Source organism: Lacticaseibacillus thailandensis DSM 22698 = JCM 13996, assembly GCF_001312865.1.
GTDB lineage: Bacteria > Bacillota > Bacilli > Lactobacillales > Lactobacillaceae > Lacticaseibacillus > Lacticaseibacillus thailandensis.
On record NZ_BBER01000001.1, the window covers coordinates 1 to 24321 of the forward strand.

Annotated in this window: 17 protein-coding genes, 5 tRNA genes, 4 pseudogenes, 1 riboswitch and 1 other annotated feature; of the genes and pseudogenes, 18 read left to right on the forward strand and 8 right to left on the reverse strand. The window is 54.9% G+C overall.

The genetic code is table 11. From position 1 onward, the window contains the following. The first annotated feature begins 7 nt into the window (after positions 1-7). Both JCM13996_RS00005 and JCM13996_RS00010 read left to right on the forward strand, forming a co-directional pair. Positions 8-80, forward strand: a tRNA-Asn gene (locus JCM13996_RS00005). 21 nt (positions 81-101) lie between these two features. After that, positions 102-191, forward strand: a tRNA-Ser gene (locus JCM13996_RS00010). A 595-nt stretch (positions 192-786) separates the two neighbouring features. On the opposite strand, the gene JCM13996_RS00015 is transcribed toward JCM13996_RS00010, so the two are convergent. Further along, on the reverse strand, positions 787-1434 hold the full coding sequence (locus JCM13996_RS00015) for a hypothetical protein (RefSeq protein ID WP_054749130.1): 648 nt from the start codon (positions 1432-1434) through the stop codon (positions 787-789). Positions 1435-1526: 92 nt separating this feature from the next. Next, positions 1527-1608: riboswitch (SMK box riboswitch) on the forward strand. Between JCM13996_RS00015 and metK the strand changes: the two genes are divergently transcribed. The 3 genes from metK to JCM13996_RS12650 all read left to right on the forward strand — a co-directional run bounded on the left by metK (position 1606) and on the right by JCM13996_RS12650 (position 4621). Continuing rightward, positions 1606-2763 carry a methionine adenosyltransferase gene (gene metK / locus JCM13996_RS00020; protein ID WP_054749131.1) on the forward strand — a complete coding sequence of 386 codons (1158 nt, stop codon included), beginning with the start codon at positions 1606-1608 and terminating at the stop codon, positions 2761-2763. It overlaps the preceding riboswitch by 3 nt. Positions 2764-3161: 398 nt before the next feature. After that, the gene (locus tag JCM13996_RS12645) at positions 3162-4106 is read left to right on the forward strand and encodes an MFS transporter (protein WP_369395672.1); all 945 of its coding nucleotides are present in this window, start codon (positions 3162-3164) and stop codon (positions 4104-4106) included. After that, entirely contained in the window at positions 4085-4621 is a 537-nt protein-coding gene (locus tag JCM13996_RS12650; protein WP_369395673.1) for an MFS transporter, read from the forward strand. Before JCM13996_RS12645 ends, JCM13996_RS12650 begins: the two co-directional genes overlap by 22 nt. On the opposite strand, the gene JCM13996_RS00030 is transcribed toward JCM13996_RS12650, so the two are convergent. Then, positions 4587-5018 carry a phosphatase PAP2 family protein gene (locus JCM13996_RS00030; protein WP_162205141.1) on the reverse strand — a complete coding sequence of 144 codons (432 nt, stop codon included), beginning with the start codon at positions 5016-5018 and terminating at the stop codon, positions 4587-4589. The two genes, JCM13996_RS12650 and JCM13996_RS00030, sit on opposite strands and share 35 nt — an antisense overlap. 49 nt (positions 5019-5067) lie before the next feature. Continuing rightward, a complete protein-coding gene (locus JCM13996_RS11065; protein WP_054749133.1) occupies positions 5068-5262 on the reverse strand; it encodes a hypothetical protein in 195 nt (64 codons plus the stop codon). Positions 5263-5359: 97 nt separating this feature from the next. Further along, positions 5360-5566: a binding site (T-box leader), on the forward strand. Positions 5567-5622: 56 nt separating this feature from the next. Here JCM13996_RS11065 and leuS point away from each other — a divergent pair. The 3 genes and pseudogenes from leuS to JCM13996_RS11295 all read left to right on the forward strand — a co-directional run bounded on the left by leuS (position 5623) and on the right by JCM13996_RS11295 (position 9732). Then, positions 5623-8035, forward strand: a pseudogene (gene leuS, locus JCM13996_RS00040) (leucine--tRNA ligase). A 174-nt stretch (positions 8036-8209) separates the two neighbouring features. Then, positions 8210-8767: an oligosaccharide flippase family protein gene (locus JCM13996_RS11290; protein ID WP_225353379.1), complete on the forward strand. Its 558-nt coding sequence runs from the start codon at positions 8210-8212 to the stop codon at positions 8765-8767. Further along, complete coding sequence (locus JCM13996_RS11295) at positions 8764-9732, forward strand: MATE family efflux transporter (RefSeq protein ID WP_225353380.1); 969 nt, start codon at positions 8764-8766, stop codon at positions 9730-9732. The genes JCM13996_RS11290 and JCM13996_RS11295 overlap by 4 nt, the downstream gene beginning before the upstream one ends. A 222-nt stretch (positions 9733-9954) precedes the next feature. Here the strand turns inward: JCM13996_RS11295 and JCM13996_RS00050 are convergent, their stop codons facing one another. Beyond that, positions 9955-12003, reverse strand: coding sequence for a KUP/HAK/KT family potassium transporter (locus JCM13996_RS00050; RefSeq protein WP_054749134.1), 2049 nt, complete (start codon positions 12001-12003; stop codon positions 9955-9957). Between the two features lie 305 nt (positions 12004-12308). On the opposite strand from JCM13996_RS00050, the gene JCM13996_RS00055 reads away from it, so the two are divergent. Further along, a tRNA-Leu gene (locus JCM13996_RS00055) sits at positions 12309-12392 on the forward strand. Between the two features lie 248 nt (positions 12393-12640). Further along, positions 12641-14466: pseudogene (spxB, locus tag JCM13996_RS00060) on the forward strand (pyruvate oxidase). Positions 14467-14535: 69 nt separating this feature from the next. On the opposite strand, the pseudogene JCM13996_RS00065 reads toward spxB, so the two are convergent. Continuing rightward, positions 14536-15213, reverse strand: a pseudogene (locus JCM13996_RS00065) (DUF554 domain-containing protein). Positions 15214-15279: 66 nt separating this feature from the next. After that, positions 15280-15780 carry a DUF805 domain-containing protein gene (locus JCM13996_RS10230; RefSeq protein WP_162205142.1) on the reverse strand — a complete coding sequence of 167 codons (501 nt, stop codon included), beginning with the start codon at positions 15778-15780 and terminating at the stop codon, positions 15280-15282. A gap of 284 nt (positions 15781-16064) precedes the next feature. Between JCM13996_RS10230 and JCM13996_RS00070 the strand changes: the two genes are divergently transcribed. The 3 genes from JCM13996_RS00070 (at position 16065) to JCM13996_RS00080 (ending at position 17144) form a co-directional block, all read left to right on the forward strand. Then, a complete protein-coding gene (locus tag JCM13996_RS00070; RefSeq protein WP_054749135.1) occupies positions 16065-16505 on the forward strand; it encodes an Hsp20/alpha crystallin family protein in 441 nt (146 codons plus the stop codon). Between the two features lie 54 nt (positions 16506-16559). Beyond that, positions 16560-16991 carry an Hsp20/alpha crystallin family protein gene (locus JCM13996_RS00075; protein ID WP_054749136.1) on the forward strand — a complete coding sequence of 144 codons (432 nt, stop codon included), beginning with the start codon at positions 16560-16562 and terminating at the stop codon, positions 16989-16991. A gap of 69 nt (positions 16992-17060) precedes the next feature. Beyond that, positions 17061-17144: transfer RNA gene (locus JCM13996_RS00080), tRNA-Leu, on the forward strand. 52 nt (positions 17145-17196) lie between these two features. Here the strand turns inward: JCM13996_RS00080 and JCM13996_RS00085 are convergent. Beyond that, positions 17197-18483 (reverse strand): annotated as a pseudogene (locus JCM13996_RS00085) (replication-associated recombination protein A). Positions 18484-18689: 206 nt separating this feature from the next. On the opposite strand from JCM13996_RS00085, the gene JCM13996_RS00090 reads away from it, so the two are divergent. From JCM13996_RS00090 to JCM13996_RS00100, 3 genes are all read left to right on the forward strand, one after another. Beyond that, positions 18690-19514 (forward strand): matrixin family metalloprotease, encoded by an 825-nt coding sequence (locus tag JCM13996_RS00090; protein ID WP_225353382.1) that lies wholly within the window; start codon positions 18690-18692, stop codon positions 19512-19514. 161 nt (positions 19515-19675) lie between these two features. Further along, a tRNA-Thr gene (locus tag JCM13996_RS00095) sits at positions 19676-19748 on the forward strand. A 317-nt stretch (positions 19749-20065) separates the two neighbouring features. Next, positions 20066-21010 (forward strand): MFS transporter, encoded by a 945-nt coding sequence (locus tag JCM13996_RS00100; protein ID WP_162205143.1) that lies wholly within the window; start codon positions 20066-20068, stop codon positions 21008-21010. Positions 21011-21294: 284 nt separating this feature from the next. Here JCM13996_RS00100 and JCM13996_RS00105 read toward each other — a convergent pair whose 3' ends face one another. Next, positions 21295-22152, reverse strand: coding sequence for a metallophosphoesterase family protein (locus JCM13996_RS00105; protein WP_225353383.1), 858 nt, complete (start codon positions 22150-22152; stop codon positions 21295-21297). Positions 22153-22399: 247 nt separating this feature from the next. Here JCM13996_RS00105 and JCM13996_RS00110 point away from each other — a divergent pair, with 247 nt between their 5' ends. Then, positions 22400-23023 (forward strand): endonuclease III domain-containing protein, encoded by a 624-nt coding sequence (locus JCM13996_RS00110; protein ID WP_054749137.1) that lies wholly within the window; start codon positions 22400-22402, stop codon positions 23021-23023. 88 nt (positions 23024-23111) lie between these two features. Beyond that, positions 23112-24314 (forward strand): MalY/PatB family protein, encoded by a 1203-nt coding sequence (locus JCM13996_RS00115; RefSeq protein ID WP_054749138.1) that lies wholly within the window; start codon positions 23112-23114, stop codon positions 24312-24314. Positions 24315-24321: the final 7 nt, after the last annotated feature.

Here is a 24321-nt window from a genome sequence, read left to right on the forward strand (position 1 = left end):
ATATTATTCCGGTTTAGCTCAGTTGGTAGAGCGCCTGACTGTTAATCAGGGTGTCGTCGGTCCGAGTCCGACAACCGGAGTTTTTTTATTGTTTTAGCCTTGGAGAGTTGTCCGAGTGGCTGAAGGAGCATGCTTGGAAAGCATGTATACGGGTTTTGCCTGTATCAAGGGTTCGAATCCCTTACTCTCCGTAGTGATTCATGAGTTTCACAGGTTCATTGAGGCATCGCTACTGGCGGTGCTTTTTTTTGTGCCCAGAGTGCAATAAAAATGATTTTCAGGGAGGGGTAGGATTAGTGCCAAATCTGTCTTTGCTGCGAGCGTCCCCCCCTAGATATATTAGTTAAACTAGCTGATTATTCTGGTGCGGCCAGTATGACGTGGGTTTCACGCTTTTTTTGGTATTATCGTAGCCACGGCCGCGGCCATACGCGCCGACAATTTACAGAGGAAGTGGGATCCAACATATTGGTTGCGTTTCTTTGAAAAGTTCTAGATGGACAATAAAGCGTTTGAGGTACTACATACCGGTAATCGGGGTCCAACCGCACCTCCCCCAACGTCTAAGGTCGATTGAATCCGCTGTGTCACTATGTGGGGATGACTACTTACCATTAGTGCCAAAGTGGGGCTAGACAATGGCCAATTATTTGTAACGTTGTGTGCATGCTAACTGAGTTTCAACACCAATAACATGGCCAAAAAGCGCCCCGCAACTGTTGACCTCACGGCCGCTCCAGCTGCGGGGCGCGTAATTAATTTTGATGGAGTACTAGTGCTTGTGGTTTAACCGTGGATAAAGGAGACCGTCATGAGAATACTGGTCAGCCACGCTGCGCCTAACCAGTAGGCAGACCACCAGTCACGCCGACGCCGCAGTGGGGCGAGCGACAGCACCATGATTGCGACCACAACGATAATGGTCAGTTGCTGCATGATAAAGCCGGCAATACAAAGTGCAAATACGACGAGGCTGATTGCCCACATCGGTAAGTATTCCGACCACACCCCGATAATAAACGGGGTGAGCATGAGTACCAATGCCAGCAAGTAGGAAGACTGCAGTACGTGTGTATCGGCCATGGTCAACATAATTTGAGCAAAGCCGGCCAGAATGAGCAGTAGCGTGGTCCGAATTTCATGTAGCATTGCCTGGGTGCTAATAATGTAACTTACGGCCAGCAAGGCTAACGTTAACGGCAAGAGGAGCCACTGGTCAAATGCACCCACCACGGCGGGAACAATGCCGATAAGTGCCATCCACCCAGCGTGCCAGTCGAGCTGGATAGCCGCCAGTAGGCAGGCGACGATCACTAGTGCGACTAGCTGGAACGACCAGACAAAGCCGCCCGTGCCACCGGCGAGGATGGGGTAGGTAATGGCCAGTCCGGCCAGGGTGATTGTGGATAGAATTCGATCTCGTGCTGATGGCATGGTTCTACCTTCTTTCATTCATTCTTTATGCTACCTGAAAACTACGTGGTAGGCAAAAACTTTGTGGCGGGCCACCGTTATATGGTAGGATAGATTGTTGCAAAGAATTCCCGATAGGGCCACAGGCGTGGGTTTGCCTTGTAACCGAAAACTTTTAGGGGGAAAATTTTTATGTCGGAAAAACGTTTATTTACATCCGAGTCCGTTTCTGAGGGGCACCCGGATAAAATTGCTGACCAAATCAGTGATGCCATTCTCGATGCGCTGTTGACCAAGGACCCGGACGCCCGAGCCGCGGTAGAAACCAGCGTGACCACCGGTTTGGTGCTCGTATTTGGGGAAGTTTCAACCAATGCATACGTTGACATCCAGGGCGTTGTCCGGGACACGATCCGTCGTATTGGCTACACCCGCGAGAGCGGCTTTGATCCGGACTCTGTGGCCGTATTGGTAGCATTGGATGAACAGTCACCTGACATTGCGCAGGGTGTGAACGAATCGCTGGAGGAACGTGAAGGCGATGCTGACCCGCTGGACCAAATTGGTGCCGGTGATCAGGGGATGATGTTTGGTTACGCCATTGATGAAACTCCTGAGTACATGCCGCTACCAGCGGTTTTGGCTCACGGTTTAATGCGTAAAATTGCCGCGTTGCGTCACGAAGGTGTCATCAAGTACTTGCGGCCGGATGCTAAGGCTCAGGTGACCGTTGAATACGGTGAGGACGGCAAACCGTTGCGTGTGGACACTGTGGTGGTGTCAACGCAGCACGATCCGGATGCCACGTTAGCCCAGATTCGGGCTGACGTCGAAGAGCAGGTAATTCGCGCGGTCATTCCGGCAAACTTACTTGATGATCAAACCAAGATTTACGTGAACCCGACAGGCCGCTTTGTTTTGGGTGGCCCCGCGGCGGACGCTGGTCTGACTGGGCGCAAAATTATTGTCGATACGTACGGTAGTTTTGCTCGCCACGGTGGTGGTGCCTTCTCCGGTAAGGATGCCACTAAGGTGGACCGGTCCGCTAGTTATGCGGCACGGTACATCGCGAAAAACTTGGTTGCAGCGGGGTTGGCCAGCACTTTGGAAGTGCAGTTAGCTTATGCAATTGGGGTGGCCAAGCCGGTGTCGATTTCGGTCAACACCTTTGGTACAAACAAGATTCCTGAAAGCAAAATTGTGGAAGCAATTCGGAACAATTTCGATCTGCGTCCAGCCGGGATTATCCAGATGTTGGATTTGAAGCGGCCAATATACGAACAGACGGCGGCATATGGTCACTTTGGCCGCACGGACATCGATTTACCTTGGGAACACTTGGACAAGTAGATGCGTTGAAGAAGTACTTACAGTAAGGTGATCGATTGGCGGGGGGACATTTATTTGTCGCCCCCGTTTTTGCGTAGGCCCTTAGCGCTTTCAGCGCTTAGGGCCTGCCACTCGGAGGGCTCGCGGAGCTAGCCCGAGAGATTGAGGCCCGATACCACTTGGCCGCCAGGCCGAGCAAAGTAATAGCCCCAGTGGGCGTACTCGCTGCTACTCGGAGGCTCCGCGTCAGCAGAGCCGAGAGACTGAGGCCCGATACCACTTGGCTGCCAGGTCGAGCAAAGTAATAGCCCAGTAGGCGTACTCGCTGCTATTCAGAGGCGCCGCGCCAACCAACCTAAATCCAGTGCTTCACCAGTAGCACGAACAAATTTGATTAAATGATAGTTGAGGGATTAAACATGCATTCACAGCGTACTAACGTTCCGGTTATGACCGTGACGGTATTTATAGCAACATTCATGGCGGCAATCGAAGGTACCATTGTCAGTACCGCCATGCCGACAATCGTCGGGTCGTTACACGGCGTCCGGTTGATGAATTGGGTCATTGCGGTGTACCTGCTTACCAGTGCCATTGCGACGCCCGTCTACGGTAAGCTGGCCGATATGCGCGGCCGCAAACCGGTGCTGTTAGTGGGACTGGGCATCTTTGTCGTGGGCTCACTTTTTAGTGGGTTATCCCAATCAATGATTATGCTGATTATTGCGCGGGCGATTCAGGGTGTGGGGGCTGGTGCCATCATGCCGGTCACCTACACGATTATTGCCGATATGTATTCGCTGGCGAAACGGGCCCAAGTGCTGGGCCTGAACAGTTCTGCCTGGGGCATTGCGGCCGTTGTTGCACCCTTACTAGGTGGGTTGATTGTTGACCAATTGTCCTGGCACTGGGTTTTCATTATTAACGTGCCAATCGGGCTCATCACGATGGGGCTCACGGCGGTGTTCCTATACGAAAAGCCGCGGACGAGTTCGTCCAGTTTGGACATTCGCGGCATTTGGTGGTTAGCGCTCGTGTTGGTCTGTGTATTGGGTGCCTGTGAGCTGTTACAAATCAGCCACGGCACGTGGTACGCCCTAGTGCTGCTTGTCGGCGCTGGGCTGAGCGTGTGGCGGTTTATCGCCGCAGAACACGTGGCGGCCGACCCGGTAATTAGTTTGCAACTATTCCGTTCCCGGACGTTTATCTCCCAAAACATCATTGCGGCCCTAATTTCTGGCGTGGTAATGGGCCACGAAGTCTACATTCCGATGTGGATGCAGGGAATTTTGGGCATGAGTGCCACTTTTGGTGGCTTTGCCGTCACTCCCAGCAGTATTTTATGGGTCGTGGCTCATTTGTAGCGGGTAAGATGTTGCCGCGGATGCGCGTCACCCGGGTGCTCGGCATTGCGCTGGTCGACGTGTTGGTCGGTATTGCCGCGGTACTTTGCCTGAGCATTCATACGGTGTACCCAATCTTTCTGGGCGTGTCGGCTGTGCTCGGCTTTGGCTTTGGTATTATTATTACCAGCACGACGGTGGAGTCCCAAAACGTGGTTGGCCCTGACCAAATCGGGATGGCGACCAGTTTCAACACGCTCAGCCGCACGCTGGGACAGACGCTGATGATTTCAATTTACGGCATCATCTTTAATGGGCGGATCAGCGCCGGGGTAGCTGGTCATCGTGGTTTGGACACCAACATGATGAACAAGCTGGTCAACTCACAAACGGTGCACGAATTGTCGGCCGAGGTGATTCCGCCACTGCGCGGAGTGCTCTTTAGCGCGCTGCACACGGTGTACTTGACCTGTGCCGTCGTGGTGGTACTGGCGTTAGCCGCTAACCTGCTGGGCCACCAACGCCGCCGTGCATAAGGTGGCGGCGGTATCGTTGCTGTAAGCCACGCATTATTTCCCGGGCAATGATGGCGACCGCCACGCCTTCCAACACCCCGGCGAGGACGTCGCTGGCAAAGTGGACGTGCAGGTACACGCGGGTCCAAACGATGGTTGCCAGGTACAATACCCCGATGATTGCCGCCAGTGTCCGGGTTGCTGGGCGCCGGTGCCACCGCCAGATGTACATGAGCATGATAATCACGAGGGCGGCACTCGCACTTGCGTGGCCGCTGGGAAAACTCCAACCACTGGCGTGCGCGAGGGCGTGCAGTTGGGGGTCAGCAACAAAGGGGCGCGGCCGGACCACCACGCTTTGACCAGCCGGTTCAAAATGGCCGTTGCCAGTACCGCGCTTGCCAATGTCGCCGCCCACGTTGGCCGGCGCCGCCACAACATCCAGAGGGCCAAAACGATGGCCGTGATCACCATCCCACTGGCGACCCCCAGTTGGTGATGGTGCGCGCCCAGTTCGTCCGTGTAGTGGTGGTTTGCCCGGCGAGGTGCAGCCCCCAGGTGTCAAACTGGTGGAGGTACGGTTGGTTCGTGGTGATGGCGACCGCGATGGCGAGCATTGCGGTCATTAAGATGGTGGCTATTAGCCAGCGATGAATGCGCATGATGACCTTCCTCCGCAAAATAAATACCGTTAGTTTAGCATAGTGCTGCCGAAATGCTTGCTTGGTCGGGGGGATTTTGCTATTCTTAACACAATAATACTAAACGTAGGGAAGATTATTAGCGTATGGGTTGCGTCCAGAAAGGCGGCGGTCGTTGGAAGTCGTCCGTGACCCATCCGTGAACTGACTTCCTTGGTTGCCGGCCTGAACAATGTCAGTAGGGCCGACCGGGCTGCCGTTATCCAGACAAGCGCCGGGAATTTCCGGAACTTAGGTGGTACCGCGGCTCAAAGTCGTCCTAACTTGTTTAGGGCGACTTTTTGCGTTCAGGGGCATAAAACACACAGGGGGCAACACGAAATGGCAGCATTTGACCATGCAGCAATTGAAAAAAAAGTGGCAAAAGTATTGGCGTGAACACGACACGTTTAAGACGGGTAAGGATCCCAAGAAGCCGAAGTATTACGTTTTGGACATGTTCCCTTACCCATCCGGACAGGGCTTGCACGTGGGTCATCCCGAAGGATACACGGCCACTGATATTATTGCCCGCATGAAGCGGATGCAAGGGTTCAACGTTTTGCACCCCATGGGCTGGGATGCCTTTGGGTTGCCAGCAGAACAGTACGCTTTGAAGACGGGGAACCCACCTAAGGAGTTTACGGCGGCAAACATTGCCAATTTTAAGCGGCAGATTCAAAGCCTTGGTTTTTCCTACGACTGGGACCGGGAAATCAACACGACCGACCCATCGTACTACAAGTGGACGCAGTGGATTTTCGAACAGATGTACCGGCGTGGGTTAGCCTATGAAGCCGAAGTACCAGTCAACTGGAGTCCTGATTTAGGGACCGTGGTAGCCAACGAAGAGGTCATCGACGGTAAGACTGAACGCGGCGGCTTCCCGGTTGAACGCAAGCCTATGCGGCAGTGGATGCTGAAAATCACGGCGTATGCCGACAAGTTGCTGGACGGCTTGGACGACCTCGACTGGCCGGAATCCATCAAGCAAATGCAGCGTAATTGGATCGGCCGTTCAGTTGGGGCCAGCGTTAACTTCCAGGTAGCCGGCGCCGATAAGACCTTTGAAGTCTTCACGACACGTCCGGACACCCTCTTTGGGGCGACCTACACCGTCCTGGCACCCGAGAAGGATCTGGTGCAGGAAATCACCACGCCAGAACAACGTGATGCAGTCAACGCCTACATTAAGGAAGCGGCCAGCAAGTCTGACCTCGACCGGACCGACCTGAACAAGGATAAGACCGGTGTGTTCACCGGTGCCTACGCCATCAACCCGGTTAACGGCGCTAAGTTGCCGATCTGGATTGGGGATTACGTGCTTGCTAGTTACGGCACGGGGGCCATCATGCTGTTCCGGCCCACGATGAGCGTGACTGGGAGTTTGCCAAGAAGTTTGACCTCCCCATCAAGCCCGTTATTGAGGGTGGCAACGTTGATGAAGCTGCCTACACTGAAGACGGCGTGCACATTAACAGTGACTTCTTGAACGGGATGGACAAAGCCACGGCGATTGACGCCATGATCGATTGGCTCACGGAACACAAGGTGGGGGCCAAGAAGGTCAACTACAAGCTCCGTGACTGGGTCTTCTCCCGTCAGCGTTACTGGGGTGAACCGATTCCAATTATTCATTGGGAGGATGGCGAGACCACGCTGGTTCCCGAAGAAGAATTGCCCCTGGTACTGCCAGAAGACGCCAACATTGAGCCGACTGGTTCGACGGAGGGACCACTAGCTAACCTGACTGATTGGGTCAACGTGTCGATAAGAATGGCCGCAAGGGCAAGCGCGAGACGAACACCATGCCGCAGTGGGCCGGTTCATCCTGGTACTTCCTGCGGTACATTGATCCTCGCAACGGCCGGTTGCTAGCCGACCCGGACAAGCTGAAGTACTGGATGAACGTTGACCTGTACATTGGCGGGGCCGAACACGCCGTACTGCACCTACTGTACGCCCGTTTCTGGAACCTCTTCCTCTATGATCTGGGGGTGGTTCCAACCAAGGAACCATTCCAGAAGCTGTTCAACCAGGGGATGATTCTGGGCGACAACCACGAAAAGATGAGTAAATCTAAGGGCAATGTGGTCAACCCGGATGACGTTGTGGACCAGTATGGGGCCGACACTTTGCGCTTGTACGAAATGTTCATGGGCCCACTGGATGCCGGTATTGCTTGGAGCACCAAGGGGTTAGCTGGTGCCCACAAGTTCCTGGAGCGGGTTTACCGTACCTTCGTTGATGAGAACGGCAAGATGCGTGACCGGATCACGACCATTAACGACGGTCGCCTGACCAAGGTTTACAACCAGACCGTCAAGAAGGTCACCGACGACTTTGCGGACCTCAAGTTCAACACCGCCATTGCGCAGATGATGGTCTTCATCAACGAGGCTAACAAGGTGGATGACCTGCCGTACGAATACGTGGAGGGCTTCGTCAAGTTGCTGGCACCGGTAGCGCCACACCTCATGGAAGAGATTTGGCAGATCCTGGGCAACGACGACACCATTACCTACGCGGCTTGGCAACGTACGATGAAAGTGCGTTGGTGGCCGACACGGTCACGGTGGCCGTCCAGGTCAACGGTAAACTGCGGGGCCAGCTGGATGCGGCTAAGGACACGGACAAGGACCAGTTGCAACAGGATGCGTTGGCACTGGCTAACGTCCAGAAGTTCATCGCGGGCAAAACCGTTCGTAAGGTCATCGTGGTACCAAATAAGATTGTCAACATTGTGGTTGGTTAGTTTGCCAGTCACGTTAGGGCCCCTGCCATTGTGGCGGGGGCCTTACTGGGTTCATGGTGGGCTAGTGGCCCCGTTAAAAACCTGATAATCTGGTTAAAGATGCAGCCGTAAATTGCAGTCATGGTGCGATTCAACTAGAATTACTATGTTAACTACGAATAAAGAGGATTTTTAATGAACGCAAAAGAAACGCAGACCACGACCTCGAGTCAGGCCAAGATGCTCCGCGGTTCCGCGTGGATGACGATTGGTAGCATCTTTTCCCGGGTGCTGGGGGCCATTTACATCATCCCGTGGTGGGCCTGGCTGGGGTCAGCAGCGTTGACCGCCAACGGTTTGTTTACTAAGGGTTACCAAATTTATGGGGTCTTTATCATTATTTCGACGGCGGGGATCCCCAGTGCCGTGGCCAAGCAAATTGCGCATTACGACGCCATGAACGAGTATGCCACCTCAATTCGGTTGTGGTGGCATGGCATGATTGCGACCGGAATCCTTGGCGTCATTTCAGCCGCGGTGCTCTGGTTGGCTGCCCCGCTGTTAGCCGCAGGGGACAGTCGCATGGTGCCGGTCTTCCACTCCCTGGCGTGGGCCATCCTGGTCATTCCCGTGTTGAGTATCATGCGGGGTTACTTCCAGGGGGTCAGCGACATGCTCCCAGTGCGATCTCCCAGCTGGTCGAACAGTTTGTCCGGGTTATTTACATGTTGGCATCGGTGTTTTTCATCATGAAGATGGGGAACGGGGACTACGTGCTGGCGGTGACCCACTCCACCTTTGCCGCGTTTGTTGGGGCTCTGGCCGGAATCTTGATGCTGGTAGCCATCTTTATTCGACGGTGGCCGCGAATTCACGCGCAGATGGAGCAATCAGCCAACCAGATTGACGTCTCGGTCAACCAGCTGTTGATGGACATCGCGCGCCAAGCGGTGCCGTTCATCATCATGGATTCGGCCATTAACTGGTATTACATCATTGACCAGTACACCTACAAGCCGATGTGGGGCCACCTGTTTCACTGGTCTGTCAACCACATGAACGATTTATACGCCCTGTATGCGGGTAACGCCAACAAGTTGATCATGATCGTGGTGTCGTTGGCGTCGGCCTTAGGTATTACCGTAATTCCGCTGTTGTCGGCGGCGGTTACGCGCCACGAGATGCGCGATGTGAGTCACCAGATGACCAACGCCATTCAGCTGTTCAGCATCGTCATGATTCCCGCCTCCCTGGGGATGATGGCTATTGCCCAGCCGCTGTACGTCGTGTTTTACGGCTACAACGTGACGGGAATCCTCATGCTGGAGGTGTCCTCCCTTCTGGCGGTGGCACTGGGGCTGTACACCGTTCTGGCGGCTTTACTGCAAGGGGTGTTTCGTAACTGGTTGGCCATCGTTCTGATGTTAGTGGGAATCGTGGTCAAAGTGGTGTTACAATACCCATTTTCAGCGTGGTTCGGTGCGTACGGGCCAATGCTCGCTTCCATGGCGGGGTTGGGCGTCAACTCCGTGCTGATGTTACGGAAGTTGTGGCAGTACTACCGGTTCAAAGTGTTCCAAACTTCGCGGCGCGTGTCGGGAATGTTGCTATTCGGGGCGATAATGTTTGCGGTTGTGCGTTTAGCCGTGTTCTTCCTAAACCACTTTATTCCCGCCGTCAGCAAGCCTGGTGCCGTAGCGGAGCTAGTGGTAGCTTGATGCTGGGCGGCGGTGTCTACGGGTACCTCGTACTGAAGACGCACTTAGCCGATATGGTTTTGGGTAGCCGCGTGGCCGGAATTCGCCGGTTGCTACACATGAAGTAATTATTGTTTCATCATACTGGTGGTCCCGTTATTCGCAATCACCGATAAAAAAAGCCATCGTGGCACGTCCGCCCAGTTATTCTAGGGGATGCGCCACGATGGCTTTTTGCGTTGCTTATTGATTTTCTTCTTGGGCACTTGGTTGCGTGTGGACCCGCTTAAGGCGGGCGGCCCGCACCTTACCTAGTACTAACGGCACGTGCTCTTCCACCACGTCCGCGTATTCAAGGCCAAACCAGCGGGCTGGACTAACGGTGATCCGCTGCAATAGCAGGCGGGCCTGGATGATGGTTTTGACAAAGGTGTTGATCCGGGTTTCCGAGGACAATTCTTCGCGTACCAGGACGAAGGACCAGTCACCAACATCGCGGCCCGGCATGGTGGTGTATTGTTGCGGCTGCCGGTCGATCTCGCCGCTGGCCATCAGGTCCTGCACGATTTGCCGCAGGAAGACGTTGACGGTTTGCTGCATGCGGAAGCCGAGGTAAAGCTGCACGTTGACCATAAAGTCGGTGCCGTAAGTGTCTGCCGTGTACTCCGCCGTGAACGGCTCGTCGGTGACGTTGACCGTGACGAACCAGTAAACGTCAGCCCGTTTGGGCCGTTTATCGACGATGGAGTAAATGAGGTTCTTTTTGACGAAGTGGTTGTCGTGAATTTTGGTCAGGTAGACCAGGTTGTCCGCGTACCGCTCGTAATGAGTGTCGGCGTGGAGCGCGTCAAGCATCTTTTTGTACGCTAGCAGGGACACCCGTTGATTGGTGAAGGAATTCCGATCGCGGAGGATTCCCCCGTAGAGCCACACAAACATGACCAGCAGGATCGCTAGAGCGATGATTACGGTCACGTAACCACCATGGAGGAACTTCGCCGCGCTGGCAATGAAGAAGATACTTTCAATGCTGGCAAAGAACAGGAAGATGACCCACGACCAGATTCGGGGCGTGTGCCGCAGACGCAAGTACTGGTAGAGCAAGATGGTGGTCATCAACATCGTGACGGTAATGGCCAGGCCGTATGCAGCCTCCATGTGTGCGCTGGTCCGGAAGTAAAAGACAATGGCCGTACACGTGATCCACATCAAGATGTTGACACTGGGGATGTACAGCTGCCCCTTGAAGTTGGTTGGGTAGACGATGCGTAACCGCGGCAGGAAGCGCAGGCGGATAGCCTCTGCGACCAGCGTGTAGGAGCCACTGATCAGTGCCTGGCTGGCAATAATGGCGGCCAGGGTCGCGAGCACAATGCCGACGAGGTGAATGCTGGCCGGGAGCATGTCAAAGAAGGGGTTGAGGTCGGTGGCGTGTTGCCAAGCCGTGGCCGCACGGTTCTGGTTGATCCAGACGGCCTGGCCCAGGTAGTTGAGCACGAGGCAGATATTGACGAACGGCCAACTACCATAAATATTGGGCCGGCCCACGTGCCCCATATCGGAGTACAGGGCCTCCGCCCCCGTGGTTGCCAGGAAAATCGATCCCAGAATCAGGATACCGACTTTATTAGCGGGACTGAATAGTAGCTTGACGGCGTAGTACGGGTTGAGCGCGGCCAGCATTGACCAATCCTTGGTGAGGCTGACCAATCCCACTACACCCAGAAACAGGAACCACAGCGTCATGATGGGCCCAAACAACCGCCCAATGGACTGGGTCCCGAAGCGCTGAATGAAGAAGAGCACCGAAATAATAATGACGGTGGTGATGATTACCTGATCTTGTTGGGTAATGAAGACGTGGTGGTTAATAGCAGTATTCTTGAGCCCCTCAATGGCGGTGGTGACCGTCACTGCGGGCGTTAACATGCCATCCGCGAGTAAGGCTGCACCCCCGACCACGGCCGGGACGAGCAGCCACTTGGCCCGCTGGCGTACTAGGGTGAAAAGGGCAAAGATGCCACCTTCACCTTTGTTATCCGCGTGCAAGGCGATGATGACGTACTTGAGGGTCGTCACAATGGCCAGGGTCCAGAAGACCAAGGACACGGAACCGACCAGAAAATCGTGGGTCATCGTGCTCATGCCGCCGTTTTCGTTAACCAATGATTTCATTACGTAGAGGGGACTGGTCCCAATGTCACCGTAAACCACCCCTAGGGTAATGAGTAGCCCCGCCGCGGTTAAACGGTGGTGTAACTCGTGGTGTTGCTCAGTTTTTAATTGTGTCATGGGTAACTCCTTGTGAATGATGCTATCAGACAGTGTAGGCTATCTAGCGGGGGATGTAAATATTATTGTACATGATGGGCGCCCCCTGGGTCAGTGTGTTGGCGGTGGTGGACCACTAACGCGCATCTGCACTTCAACAAGGTCTGCACGTGATGTTATTTGGCGCCCGCAGTGGGTAAATATCCGCGGTGGGCCAGGCGGACCTCATGGCGTGGATACGTAGCTACTGATCAAAAAAAACGCGTCTTTTAATTGCAAAAGGGTTGGCAAAAGTTGCAACTGTTGGTATATTTATATTTGTTGTTGCCGCGATGGCGGAATTGGCAGACGCGCAGTGTTCAGGTCGCTGTTTGGGTAACCAAGTGCAGGTTCGACTCCTGTTCGCGGCAGATGGTAACAACTTGCACCCCACTACTAGTAATGGTAGTGGGGTGCTTTTTTTGCTACTCGGCAATAAAAAAAGAACATGTATGACTCCGGGCACAATAGCCCCGCAACGTTGGTGTACCTGGGCAACTACCCGATTTTAACGATCATAAAAGCACACTTACTAATTGAAAGTAAGCTATAAACGTGGTACATTATCCATGTAATCGCTGTCAAACCCAATCGCATACAGAAAGAAGCGTGTTTTTTTATGGCTAGTACACAGACTGTGCGCGCGAGTGTTGCCATGCTACGGGTGCTAGAGGCGTGGGGCGTTGACCACGTGTACGGGTATCCCGGTGGTTCGTTTAATTCCACCATGCCGCGCTCGACGACGAAAAAGAGCGCATCCGTTATATTCAGATTCGGCACGAGCAGGTCGGGGCCTTTGCCGCCGCAGCCGATGCTAAGTTAACCGGCAAAATTGGTGTAGCGTTCGGGTCAGCTGGTCCTGGGGCGACCAACCTGCTGACCGGGTTGTACGACGCGCGGGAGGATCACGCACCCGTTTTAGCGCTCGTGGGCCAGGTCCCGCACACCAACATGAACTATGACTACTTCCAGGAGTTTGACGAGGATCCCATTTTCCGGGACGTCGCGGTGTATGACCGCACCGTCATGACTCCGGAAAGTCTGCCGTACGTGGTGGATAAGGCCATTCGCATCGCGTACCAGCAGCGCGGAGTAGCGGTGGTGATCATCCCCAACGATTTCGGTATGGTTGAAATTCCGGACCGGCCGTATGCCAGCGCAGACGCGGAAGTTGCGGCTAAGCCCGCACCGTTGCCGCAGCCGACCACAGCCGAGGTGGATCAGGCCCTGGCGATGATCAAAGTCGCCAAACGGCCGGTTATTAATGTGGGTCAAGGTATTCGTGATGGTGGTCCCCAGTTGGTCGCGCTGTCGCGGAAACTGCAGATCCCGTTGGTGACTTCCAGTTTAGCGACGGGCAAAGTTGATCCTGATTATGAGGGCAACTTGGGGGCGTTGGGCCGACTTGGTGCCAAAGCGGCCAACGAAATCTTCGGCGCGGCAGACCTGGCCATTTCGCTGGGGGCCGACTTTCCGTTCGCCCGGGTCGTCTTTGAGTCACGCCCGTTCAAGTTTATTCAAGTTGATACTGACCGGTCTAAGTTTGGTCGCCGGCACCACGTTGACCTCGGCGTTTGGTCCGACGCGACCAGCTTTGTGGAACAATTGTTAGCGCGGAGTGAACCGGCTGCACCAAGTGCCTTCTACCAGGCAGCCATTGCTGATAGCCACGAATGGCGGGGTTACCTCCACGACCGTGCTCACCGGGACACTGACCCGCTTGAGGCGGAGTCGCTTTACCAAGCGATTAACGACGTCGCGGCGCCCGACGCAGCCTTTGCCGTGGACGTGGGTGACAACAGCATAAACGCCATTCGTTACCTGCACCTCAGCCCAGCGAACAAGTGGACGATGTCGGCGTTGTTTGCCTCGATGGGCACCGCGTTGCCCGGTGCCATTGCCGCACAGCTCGATTTCCCGGACCGGCAGGTATTCAGTATCTCGGGTGACGGAGCGTTCTCCATGGTCATGCAGGACCTGATCACCGAAAAGAAGTACCATTTGCCAATTATTAACGTGGTCACGAGTAATACCGTGCTTGGCTTCATCAAGGGTGAGCAGGACGATGTGAACATGGCCGAATATAGTGGTATTGACCTGGCTGACCAGGACTTTGCCCAAATTGCCGCGGCGATGGGCATTCAGGGCGCAACGGTGCGCAAGACGGGTGACCTGCAACCCGCCTTTGCCCGGGCGGTTGCGGCCAGCAAGGCGGGGGAGCCGTTCCTCATCGATGCTAAGATCACCGCTAACCGGACGTTTGCTACGGAGTCCCTCATCGTCAACGTCCATGACGGTCAAGTGGATGAGTTCTTCAATCCGGCGTTTAACAGCAAGCACGACGCACCTAAAGTGCAGACCCTGGCGGACTTCTTTGCCTACTTTGATGCCGCCAGCTTGCACCCGCTCCGTTACTTCTTTGACAATGCGGGTGTCCAACTGTAATAATAATTCGCAATTAAAAACGCTGGCCGTCAGTCCATTGGGGACTGACGGCCAGCGTTTTTGCGGTACCTAGAATAATTGCAAAATGGCCACTGCCACGATGGGGACGACGAGGGCGGGGAGCAGGTTGAGTGTTTTGATGTGCTTTAGCCCCAGAATGCTGATGCCACTAGCCAAGATAAGGATGCCACCCACAGTCGATAATTCGTTGATCATGGCAGTACTGATGGCGCCTGTGCGAGGGAGGCCAATAAGTAGATACTGCCCTGCCAACAGAACAGCACGGGGGCAGCGAGAATCATGCCGATACCAAAGGTGCTAGCCAGCACCGTACTGGTGACCCCATCGAGCATCCCGTTAGTGAGCAGCATGGTGATGTTGCCGCGAAGCGCAGCCTCGATGGGACCGACGATGGACAGGGTACCGATACAATATAGAAGAATTCCGGTCGCAAGTCCCTGACCTAGGCTGGATTGGCCCGCGTGGCGTTGGAGTAGCCGGTTGAAGTGGCCGTCGAGGTCGAGCCACTCACCCAAGATACCGCCTACCGCTAGGCTGACAATAAACAAGACGGGGTAGTGACTCTTGGCCATGTGGGTCAGGGCAGTATTGAGCCGATCGCCATGACGCTAGGCCCATCGCGGTCATCATGATGTCGTGGTAGTGTGCCTGCAGACCGTGTCCCAGCACCGCCCCCAGCGTACTACCGCCGATGATCATGGCCGTATTAAAAATTGTTCCCCACACAAGATCACGCTCCCTAATAGCTAGTATTGCTTCATATTATACCGTAACTAGGGGCCGACAGTGGTCCTAGTTACCTGCCGGGATGCGGCTGGGCAGGAGCGTGATGACCAACGTGACGAGGCCACTAATAATGGAGAGCGCGTTAAACGCATCACTTGGATAGCCCCAGATTACGGCGCCCGCGCCCATCACACCGTACTGAATCATCAGTACCCACCACGGACAACCCGCGTCACGATAACGGCGTACGAGCAGCGTAAGTGATGGTAGAAAAATGGCGAATGCGTAGATGACGATTGCGACGAGTATTACCCCCACACCGACGCCCAGTGTTCGCCCCAGGGCGGTAGCGGCATTTCCTTGGATGCCAGTGGCGTAGCCTGACAGTATGAGTACCATTCCGAGTACCAGGATGATGCTTAGCAAGTACAGCCATAAAGACATGTACCAGTATTCGCTCCGGCGTGACCGGCCCTTGAAGTTGACGTAGTTGGCAAAAAAAACGCCGCGATGGCGGTGAGACCAGTAGCCCCGTAGTAGCGATTGTGGGCATAATCTTGTTCGCAATGATTGGATTTTGTGGCCATGATGTTACCTCCTCTTCTTGGCCTAATTAAACCATAAATAACAGGGGATGACTATCAATTTGTAATTGAGCTGACGGCGGCTATTTGCGGAGCTAGGTAGCACCGTTATGCGTAGTCGACACGCGTAGGCGCGCAAAAAAAACTGGTTGTAAAACAACTGCAAAAAAAAGTTTTAGCACTCTCTTGACAAGAGTGCTAAAACATGGCATCATTATTATGTAAACAAGGAAAGGGGTTATCCCTTAGGAAAGGCAGATGTAGTCTATGAGTGATGAATTAATGCAGATGGATAACTGGTTGGATGACCCGTTCTTTGATGAATTGAGTCGTCGGTTCTTCACGCCGTTTACGGATGCCCGGGCCACGGCCACGCCGGTTGGCGCCTTGCGGACTGACATACAGGAACAGGATGACCGTTACGTCGCGACGGTCGATGTCCCGGGGGTCAATAAGGATGACATTCACCTGAGTTACCGGGACAACGTGCTCACGGTCAACGTGAACCGCCAGGCGGAGCAAAGTCAGCGCGATGATCACGGTCAGACGCTGATGCACGAGCGTTCCGCCGAGAGTATGACGCGCGACTTTGAATTGCCTCACGTCGATGCGGCTAAGATTAAGGCCGCGTACCGGGACGGTGTGCTGACCATTACCTTGCCGAAAGTCACGCAGGACGTTGACCAACACCAAATTGACATTCAGTAGTTTCACTTGGACCAATTGATTGATGTAGAGAATTAATGAAAGGAAGTATGCTTTATGGCTAACGAAATGATGCGGCGGAATGATATGTTTGCGGACCCATTCTTTGACAACTTGGGCCGTCACTTCTTTGACGACTTCTTTGCCCCACGTCAGGTACGGGGGTTGAAGACCGACATTGAAGACCGGGGCAACAGCTACGTTGCGCGGGTCGATGTGCCAGGAATCAACAAGGATGACATCCACCTGAACTACCAGGACAACGTGCTCAGCATCCAGGTCACTAAGCACACGGACGCTGACCACAGTGATAAGGATGGCAACCTGCTGATGCAGGAGCGTAGTTACGGCAGCATGTCCCGTAGCTACCGCCTGCCGTATGTTGACGCCGACCAGATCAAGGCTAGCTACAACGATGGTGTATTGAGTATTACGTTGCCAAAGGTCAAGGAAGAGGAACAGACTGGTCACGAAATCAATATTGACTAGTTGCTGGTAGTTTTTCCGGCGAAGTGCTTGGCAAAAATCTTGCGACCTGCTATACTAAATTCTGTTGTTGCCGCGATGGCGGAATTGGCAGACGCGCAGTGTTCAGGTCGCTGTTTGGGTAACCAAGTGCAGGTTCGACTCCTGTTCGCGGCAGATGGTAACAATTAAAAGCCTCACTACCAACTTTGGTAGTGGGGCTTTTGCGTTACTGGCGACCTTGTTGGAGGCTGCGGAGTTGAGCCAGGCGTTGGTCAAAGCTTGCTCATACTTCCCCGTTTGTTTGGGCTCATAGTAGTGCTTACCGCGTAAGTTATCGGGCAGGTACTGTTGACGGACCCAACCACCTGGGAAATCATGCGGCAGCTGGTAATGCACACCGTGGCCGAGGGCCTTTGCGCCTTTGTAATGCGCATCACGGAGGTCGTCAGGAATCGCGCCGGTTTTGCCCGCCCGCACATCCGCAATGGCAGCGTCGATGGCGGTGATGGCGGTGATGGCGGTGTTACTTTTCGGTGCCAAACAGAGGTCAATGACGGCGTTAGCGAGGGGGGATGCGGCCTTCCGGTAACCCCAGACGCTCGGCGGCCTCGATGGCGGTCAGCGTGCGGCTAGCAGTTTGCGGGTTGGCCAGCCCAACATCTTCATACGCAATGACCAGTAGTCGCCGCAAAATGCTGGGTAGGTCGCCAATGACGATGAGACGGGCGAGGTAGTGCAAGGCTGCGTCCACATCGCTACCCCGGATTGATTTCTGGAAGGCTGAAATGAGATCGTAATGGGCATCCCCGTTGGCGTCGCCGTCGAGGGCGTGCTGTTGCAACGATTGGTGCATGACCTGCTCATCGAGCGTGATGTGGCCGTCTTTTTCTGGGGTCGACAAGGTAGCGAGTTCGAGGGCGTTGAGCGCGCTACGCAAATCGCCGTTGGTGGCCGCAATAAGGTAGTCCCGCCCGCTTGCCGTTAAGTTGACGGGGTATTTGCCCAGGCCCCGCTCCTCATCGTGTAGGGCCCGATCGACGGCGGTACTAATGTCGTCGGGGCTGAGCGGGAAGACCTGGAAAATCTGGGCCCGGCTGCGGATGGCGGGCAAAATGCTCATGTAGGGATTCTCCGTAGTGGCGCCCACCAGGATGATGCGGCCGGATTCGAGGTGCGGGAGGAGAAAGTCTTGCTTAGACTTGTCGAGCCGGTGAATCTCGTCCAGGAGGAGAATGACGGTGCCGCTGATTTTGGCTTCTTCGGCGACAATCTGCAGGTCCTTTTTGGTGTCCGTAGCGGCGTTGAGCATGCGGAGGAAATACTTTGTGGCCCCAGCAATGGCGCTGGCAATACTGGTCTTACCGGTGCCGGGTGGTCCGTACAAAATCATTGAGGTTAATCGGTGCGCCTGGACCATACGCCGGATGATCTGGTGCGGGCCGACGAGGTGTTGTTGCCCCACGACCTCGTCCAGGTTGCGGGGACGCATGCGGTATGCTAATGGGTGTTGCATAGTTGGTTTCCTTTCTGAAAATTATTTTTGCCTTACGCGTGGGGTGTCAGGCCCCACTGCATGGTACAATTTAGGTTACTTAAAACGGTGTGCGGTGTTGCCCAACAACCTGTGGGCAGCTTTTGTACAAGTAATACAATCGTCCCCACCACCTTAAACTAGGTGGCTGGTCAGGGTCAATGCGGGGATGGGAAAGGAGGTCCATCATGAAAAGCAAGTCATGGTTAGCCCTGGTATTGGTGCCGGTCGCGGTTTTGGCCACGGGGGTATGGATCAAGCTCGATCCGCGGGTGAACATTTCCCGGACGGAGATGGTCGCCAAGGTCAAAGGCTATTTGGGTGGTCTGCGGAGCGTGTTGGTGCAGTTCCCGCCGTTGGAACACTTGGCCAACCGTATCGGGCGGGATGCCACTAGTGACGTGAGCATAAATAGTAGTAGTTCCAGCTCCCAGTCGCAGACTACTAGCAGCAGCGCTAGCGCCACGACCAGAAATGCGACGACCACAGCCAGCAGTAATAGCGATAACGCCGAACAGACCCCCATTGAAAGTATTGTGCAGGGTGTTCAGCTAGCCAATACGTACTATTACCACTTTGAAGCGGATACCCCAGCGGCCGTTCAACGGGTCTTCACGCAGGCGGTGGCGGTTTATAACGCGACTGGAATCGTGTCGCTACGGGCCGGTCAGGGGACGAACCTGCAAAACCGCATCACCTTGGGCGTCTACAATAAGCGCATGGGGGCAGACGCGGGCGGAACGTTAGAGCTGGGCAAAGGTGGTCCAGAAATAGTGCAGCGCATCAGTAGTAGAGGTCAAGTCACGGCAGTGGTTAACCGGAGTACGGCCCGGCTGAACGTTGATTATGCCGATGCGATTAAGTTGTCGGTCGCGATTCACGAGCTAGGGCACGCCCTCGGCCTCGACCATAGTACCAGTCGCAATTCCGTGATGTACCCAATCGATCAGGGGCTCACCCATTTATCGCCAGCAGATTTGGCCGGATTGAAGGTCATTTACGACCAACAATAATATTAATTAGTGCTGTTATTGAAACCGTTTAGGGTGCTATTATGTTCTCAATGATTAGTGTAAACAGGTTTTTTTATGCGAGAAAATTGCAAAAAGAGGTACACACGGCGTGAATCGTATGGTAATATATTTCTTGTGCTTAAGGGCACCAAACAGTTTTTGCCGTTTTAGCTCAGTTGGTAGAGCAACGCTCTAGTAAAGCGTAGGTCGCTGGTCCGAGTCCAGTAAACGGCAGCAAGGTACCACACGTCGACCGGATGTCACCTGACATTCGGTCTTTTTGTATGCTAATTTCGGTGCGGGACCAGCATCCGCAGTCACCCCTAAGGCCATGAGTTGGGCCAGTCCCACTGTATGATCAACATGTTGTGGTAGGATGAAAGGTATGTTGAAATAGCTGCCTGGCAAAACAGGGATAGGTGCTTTAAGCTATCAGTACGTGGCATAAATTGAAAATTTGTGCTGAAAGTACACCAATGTTGTCGGTCAGTCAGGAAGGATTGGTAAAGACATTGACAGAAAAAAGGGGACTAACGCGGGGGCAAGTGTTGTTGCTTGCGATTGCTACCGGGATCGTGGTGGCCAACCTCAACTACATTCAGCCGCTAGAGGCGTTGATTGCGCAAAGCTACAATGTGACCCGTGGTACCGTCGGCGTGGTGGCCATGCTGACGCAACTGGGCTACGCTTTTGGCCTGCTGCTACTAGTGCCACTGGGAGATATTTTTGACCGCAATCATCTCATTCAGTTCATGCTTGTACTGGCCGTGGTGTCGTTACTAGCGGCATACGCTGCACCAAACATTATTTGGTTTGGTGCAGCCTCGCTCCTTGTCGGGGTGACCTCTGTTGCCCCCCAAATGATTATCCCGTTCTCCGCCTACCTCGCGGACGGGTTACACGGCGGTCGGGTGCTGGGCAGCGTCATGAGTGGTCTGCTCACCGGGATTTTACTTTCTCGGTCAGTGAGTGGCTTGTTGGCCGGCTTCTGGCCGTGGCAAAGTGTGTACCTGGTCGCGGCCATCGCCGTGGTGATCCTCTTAGTGGTACTCCATTGGTACTTACCACAAGATCCGCGCGGCCACCAGCAGTTGAACTATGCTCAGGTTTTACGGTCGTTGCCCCGGTTACTGCGGCAACAGAAGCACCTGCAGGGCTCGGCCATCAATGGTTTTACCCTGTTTGGAGTCTCAAACGTTTTGTGGTCAACGTTAGCCTTCTACCTGGCTGATCAGTTTAAGCTTGGCAGCACCGTGGCTGGCTTAATGGGTCTGTTGGGAATCACCGGGGTCCTGTTCGCGCCTTATATTGGGCGGCTGGTTGACCGGGTCTCGCCGCGACGCACCATCGGCATGGGCATTATGTTTTCCACCTTGCGTTCGTCGCCTTTTGGCTACTCGGCCATTGGCTACTGGGACTGGTCATCGGTATTGTGCTACTCGATTTGGGTACCCAGTTTGGCCAAATCTCCAACCAAGCCATCGTCCAGTCGCTGAGTCGCACATCTGGGAGCCGCAACAATTCCGTCTTCATGTTCAGCTACTTTATGGGCGGTGCCCTGGGGACGTTCTTTGCCACGTGGGCCTGGGGACGATTCGGCTGGAATGGCGTTTGCGTGGTTGCGGCCGTCTTTCTGCTGGTGAGCTTGGTTGGGCACCTGGTGTGGCGTGAACCCGTCAAGATCGTACGCGCTGGGGAAAGGGACGATTAGCTTATTAGTCAGCATGTAAAAAGGCGGTCTGCCCGAAATTGCTCGGGCAGACCGCATTTTTTTTGTGTATTACCATTCATCAGCAGTAATGGCGCTGTCGGCGACGGTACCTAGTTGATCACGCGTGTTGATTGCAGCGACGTTCTCGGTGGTGTAAGTGAACTCACCAGTGGTCACTAAACGCTGGTATAGCTGGGCGTACGGCACGTCCTTGGTTCCCGCTAATGCGGCTTCGGCCGCCGCGTCGTAAGGTACGTAGCGTTGCGTCCAACCGAGAACCCCACCATCGGCTACATCCAGGAGGCCGTAGCAAGCGCGGCCAACTTCGCCGCGAATCCATTTGGTGGTGGACTGCCCAACGCTCCCCGGATTGATTACGTACCGCCCGTCGCTCGTTCGCCGGGTTACGGGCTGGTGCGTGTGCCCGTAGAAGGCTAGGTCAGCGTGACTATCGGCGAGCACCTGGTCAAAGTGGTCTTGGGGGGCCATGGGTTCAGTATAATGGCCACGACACTTTTCCGGCGTCGCGTGGAAAATGCTCAGGTGCACTCCACCAACCGTCACGTCCTGGTGGAGTGGTCGGCTCGCTAGCCACCGGAACTCGTCACCAGTCAGATGGCGGCGGTCATAGGCAGACGTCACGATGGCCATCACGGCTTTGGCATTATCCGCAAAGTCGACGAACCGGTGCGCTAACAGACTCGTGTATACTTCTTCGTGGTTACCCAGGACCCACGCGAGCGGGTGGAGTGGACGCAAGGCGCGCAGGCACCGTTCTGGCTCCGGCCCCCGATTAGTAATGTCGCCCAGGACGATGTAGTCGGTGGCGCCTTGCTCGTCGGCGTCTGCCAGTGCGGCGCGCAACGCACTATAATTTCCGTGGACGTCGCCGAGGATGGCGACGCGGTGTTGTTTAGTTGTCATCATTAAATTACCTCCATCCGTTATCACTATCATTATGACACCCAGGCACGGTAAAACAAGCACGTGCGTGCCGGCAAGCGTGAGGCCTTGTGCTATAATCGAAAGCGGGCATTACTTATTTTAAGTAACTGTCTTTCGACCGGCTGCAAGGCTGATGGTGCCGTTCGTGCCGGGACCGTCGATTGTAAGCGCAAGTGCGGGGCGGTACGGATAGCAGTCAACGATAATGTGGTAAGGAGCGAGTGACAGTATGAATCTACAGACGCGACAACGACAGATTTTGGACCGGCTAATGGCCCACTATGGCCCACAGCACTGGTGGTCAAACTATAATCGCCTAGCCGACTGGATCGCGATGATTTTAGTGCAACAGACCACGGGGCGGAACACCGAAAAGGTGATTGCACGGATGATGCCGTTCATGACGGTGGCGCAGTTAACGGCGATGCCGACCGATCAGCTGGAACAGTTGATCCGGCCGTCGGGCTTTTACCACCAGAAAACCAAGGCGATTCGGGCGTTGCTCCAGTGGTACCAGGATCATGGTGGCAAATTGTCGGCGTTGGCGGCCGTCCCCACGCCCGCTTTACGTAAGTCATTGTTGGGTATCCGCGGTGTCGGCGAAGAGACGGCGGACGACATGCTGCTGTACATGTTTAACCGGCCAGTCTTTGTCGCCGATAATTACGCGCGCAAGTTGTTTGCCCGGCTTGGTGCCGGAAACTACACCACGTATACCGCGATGAAGCGCGCGACCGCACCGTTGATGACGGGGGTGTCGGCGGCACTGGCGCAGGACTGGCACGCGGTGATCGATGAGCACGGCAAGTTGATGCGGCGCCAGGCCGACGCGGACGAGTCGTGGCTGTCCTAACGGCGCGCGGTAGGCCTGTTTTTTTTGTTCATTGGTAGGGTTTCTGCTACCATAAAGCTATTGATATTGTGGAAAGTGGGGTACGGTGATGGCAGTGCAGTTACCAGTAGCAGTAAAAGCGTTTGTTGATGCCAACTTGGTGGATCGACGCGGTACGAATTCAGAAAAGTGGGACGGTTTGCAGGGTGAATTTGGCGCCACGGACCTGTTGCCATTATGGATTGCGGACATGGAGTTCAAAGCCCCCCAAGCCGTGCGCGACGCGTTGACGGCGCGGGTTGCTAACGGGGTGTACGGTTATTCCTTCACGCCAGACAGTTATTACGCTGCGTTGGCTGACTGGATGCAGCGACGCCACGGTGTGACCATTCAGCGCGACTGGGTGCGCCTCACGACGGGCATCGTTAAGGCACTCTACATGATGGTGGACTGGTTAACCGCACCGGGGGCACCGGTCGTGGTGATGGAGCCGGTCTACTACCCGTTCATGCACGCAATTGAGGACCAGGGACGCAAAGTAGTGTCAGCCGACCTGCAGCGGACCGCTACGGGATGGCAAATTGACTTTGACCGCCTAGAACAGGTCTTTGCGCAACAGCATCCCCGGTTACTGATTCTCTGCTCCCCGCACAACCCGGTGGGCCGGATCTGGACGGCTGACGAGTTACGCCGCGTTTTAACGCTGGCGGAGCAGTACCACGTCATCGTGGTTGCCGATGAGATCCACCAGGACTTTGAAGTTACTGGACCGCAATTTACCTCCGCGCTGGCGGTAGCCACACCGAGCCAGTTGCAACACTTGATTGTCCTTAACGCGGCTTCCAAGACGTTCAATTTGGCTGCACTCAATAATGGTCACGTGTTGATTCCTGACGCTACACTGCGGGCGGACTATGACCAGTACGCGCAGCGGGTCGATAACGTCGCTGGCACCATGTTGGGCCAGGTCGCGGCCGAGGCTGGGTACCGTCAGGGTGAGGCTTGGTTTGATGACCTGCTAGCGGTCATTCGCTTTAACTACGCGCACTTGCAGGCTGTTCTCGCTGCGGGGGCGCCGGACGTGCGGGTTGATGATTTGCAGGGCACTTACCTGAGCTTTGTCGACCTGGGCGCGTACGTTGATGCGGCCCACCTGCACGACTTTGTGCAGCAGCAGGCCCACCTGGCGGTTGATTACGGTGAATGGTTTGCACCCATCACGGCGACGTATATCCGCTTGAACCTAGCAACGGATCCGCAGATCGTGGATGAAGCCGCCCAGCGGATCGTGCGGGCGGTACGGGCACAGTAGGGGGTCT

Excerpts from the sequence above, each read along its gene's own strand:
- JCM13996_RS00075 (WP_054749136.1), top strand. The coding sequence starts at position 16,560 with ATGGCTAACGAAATGATGCGGCGGAATGATATGTTTGCGGACCCATTC.
- JCM13996_RS00090 (WP_225353382.1), top strand. The coding sequence starts at position 18,690 with ATGAAAAGCAAGTCATGGTTAGCCCTGGTATTGGTGCCGGTCGCGGTT.
- JCM13996_RS00105 (WP_225353383.1), bottom strand. The coding sequence starts at position 22,152 with ATGATGACAACTAAACAACACCGCGTCGCCATCCTCGGCGACGTCCAC.
- JCM13996_RS00070 (WP_054749135.1), top strand. The coding sequence starts at position 16,065 with ATGAGTGATGAATTAATGCAGATGGATAACTGGTTGGATGACCCGTTC.
- JCM13996_RS11065 (WP_054749133.1), bottom strand. The coding sequence starts at position 5,262 with ATGCGCATTCATCGCTGGCTAATAGCCACCATCTTAATGACCGCAATG.
- JCM13996_RS12650 (WP_369395673.1), top strand. The coding sequence starts at position 4,085 with ATGGGTCGTGGCTCATTTGTAGCGGGTAAGATGTTGCCGCGGATGCGC.
- metK (WP_054749131.1), top strand. The coding sequence starts at position 1,606 with ATGTCGGAAAAACGTTTATTTACATCCGAGTCCGTTTCTGAGGGGCAC.
- JCM13996_RS00015 (WP_054749130.1), bottom strand. The coding sequence starts at position 1,434 with ATGCCATCAGCACGAGATCGAATTCTATCCACAATCACCCTGGCCGGA.
- JCM13996_RS00115 (WP_054749138.1), top strand. The coding sequence starts at position 23,112 with ATGGCAGTGCAGTTACCAGTAGCAGTAAAAGCGTTTGTTGATGCCAAC.
- JCM13996_RS00110 (WP_054749137.1), top strand. The coding sequence starts at position 22,400 with ATGAATCTACAGACGCGACAACGACAGATTTTGGACCGGCTAATGGCC.
- JCM13996_RS11290 (WP_225353379.1), top strand. The coding sequence starts at position 8,210 with ATGAACGCAAAAGAAACGCAGACCACGACCTCGAGTCAGGCCAAGATG.
- JCM13996_RS11295 (WP_225353380.1), top strand. The coding sequence starts at position 8,764 with ATGAAGATGGGGAACGGGGACTACGTGCTGGCGGTGACCCACTCCACC.
- JCM13996_RS00050 (WP_054749134.1), bottom strand. The coding sequence starts at position 12,003 with ATGACACAATTAAAAACTGAGCAACACCACGAGTTACACCACCGTTTA.
- JCM13996_RS12645 (WP_369395672.1), top strand. The coding sequence starts at position 3,162 with ATGCATTCACAGCGTACTAACGTTCCGGTTATGACCGTGACGGTATTT.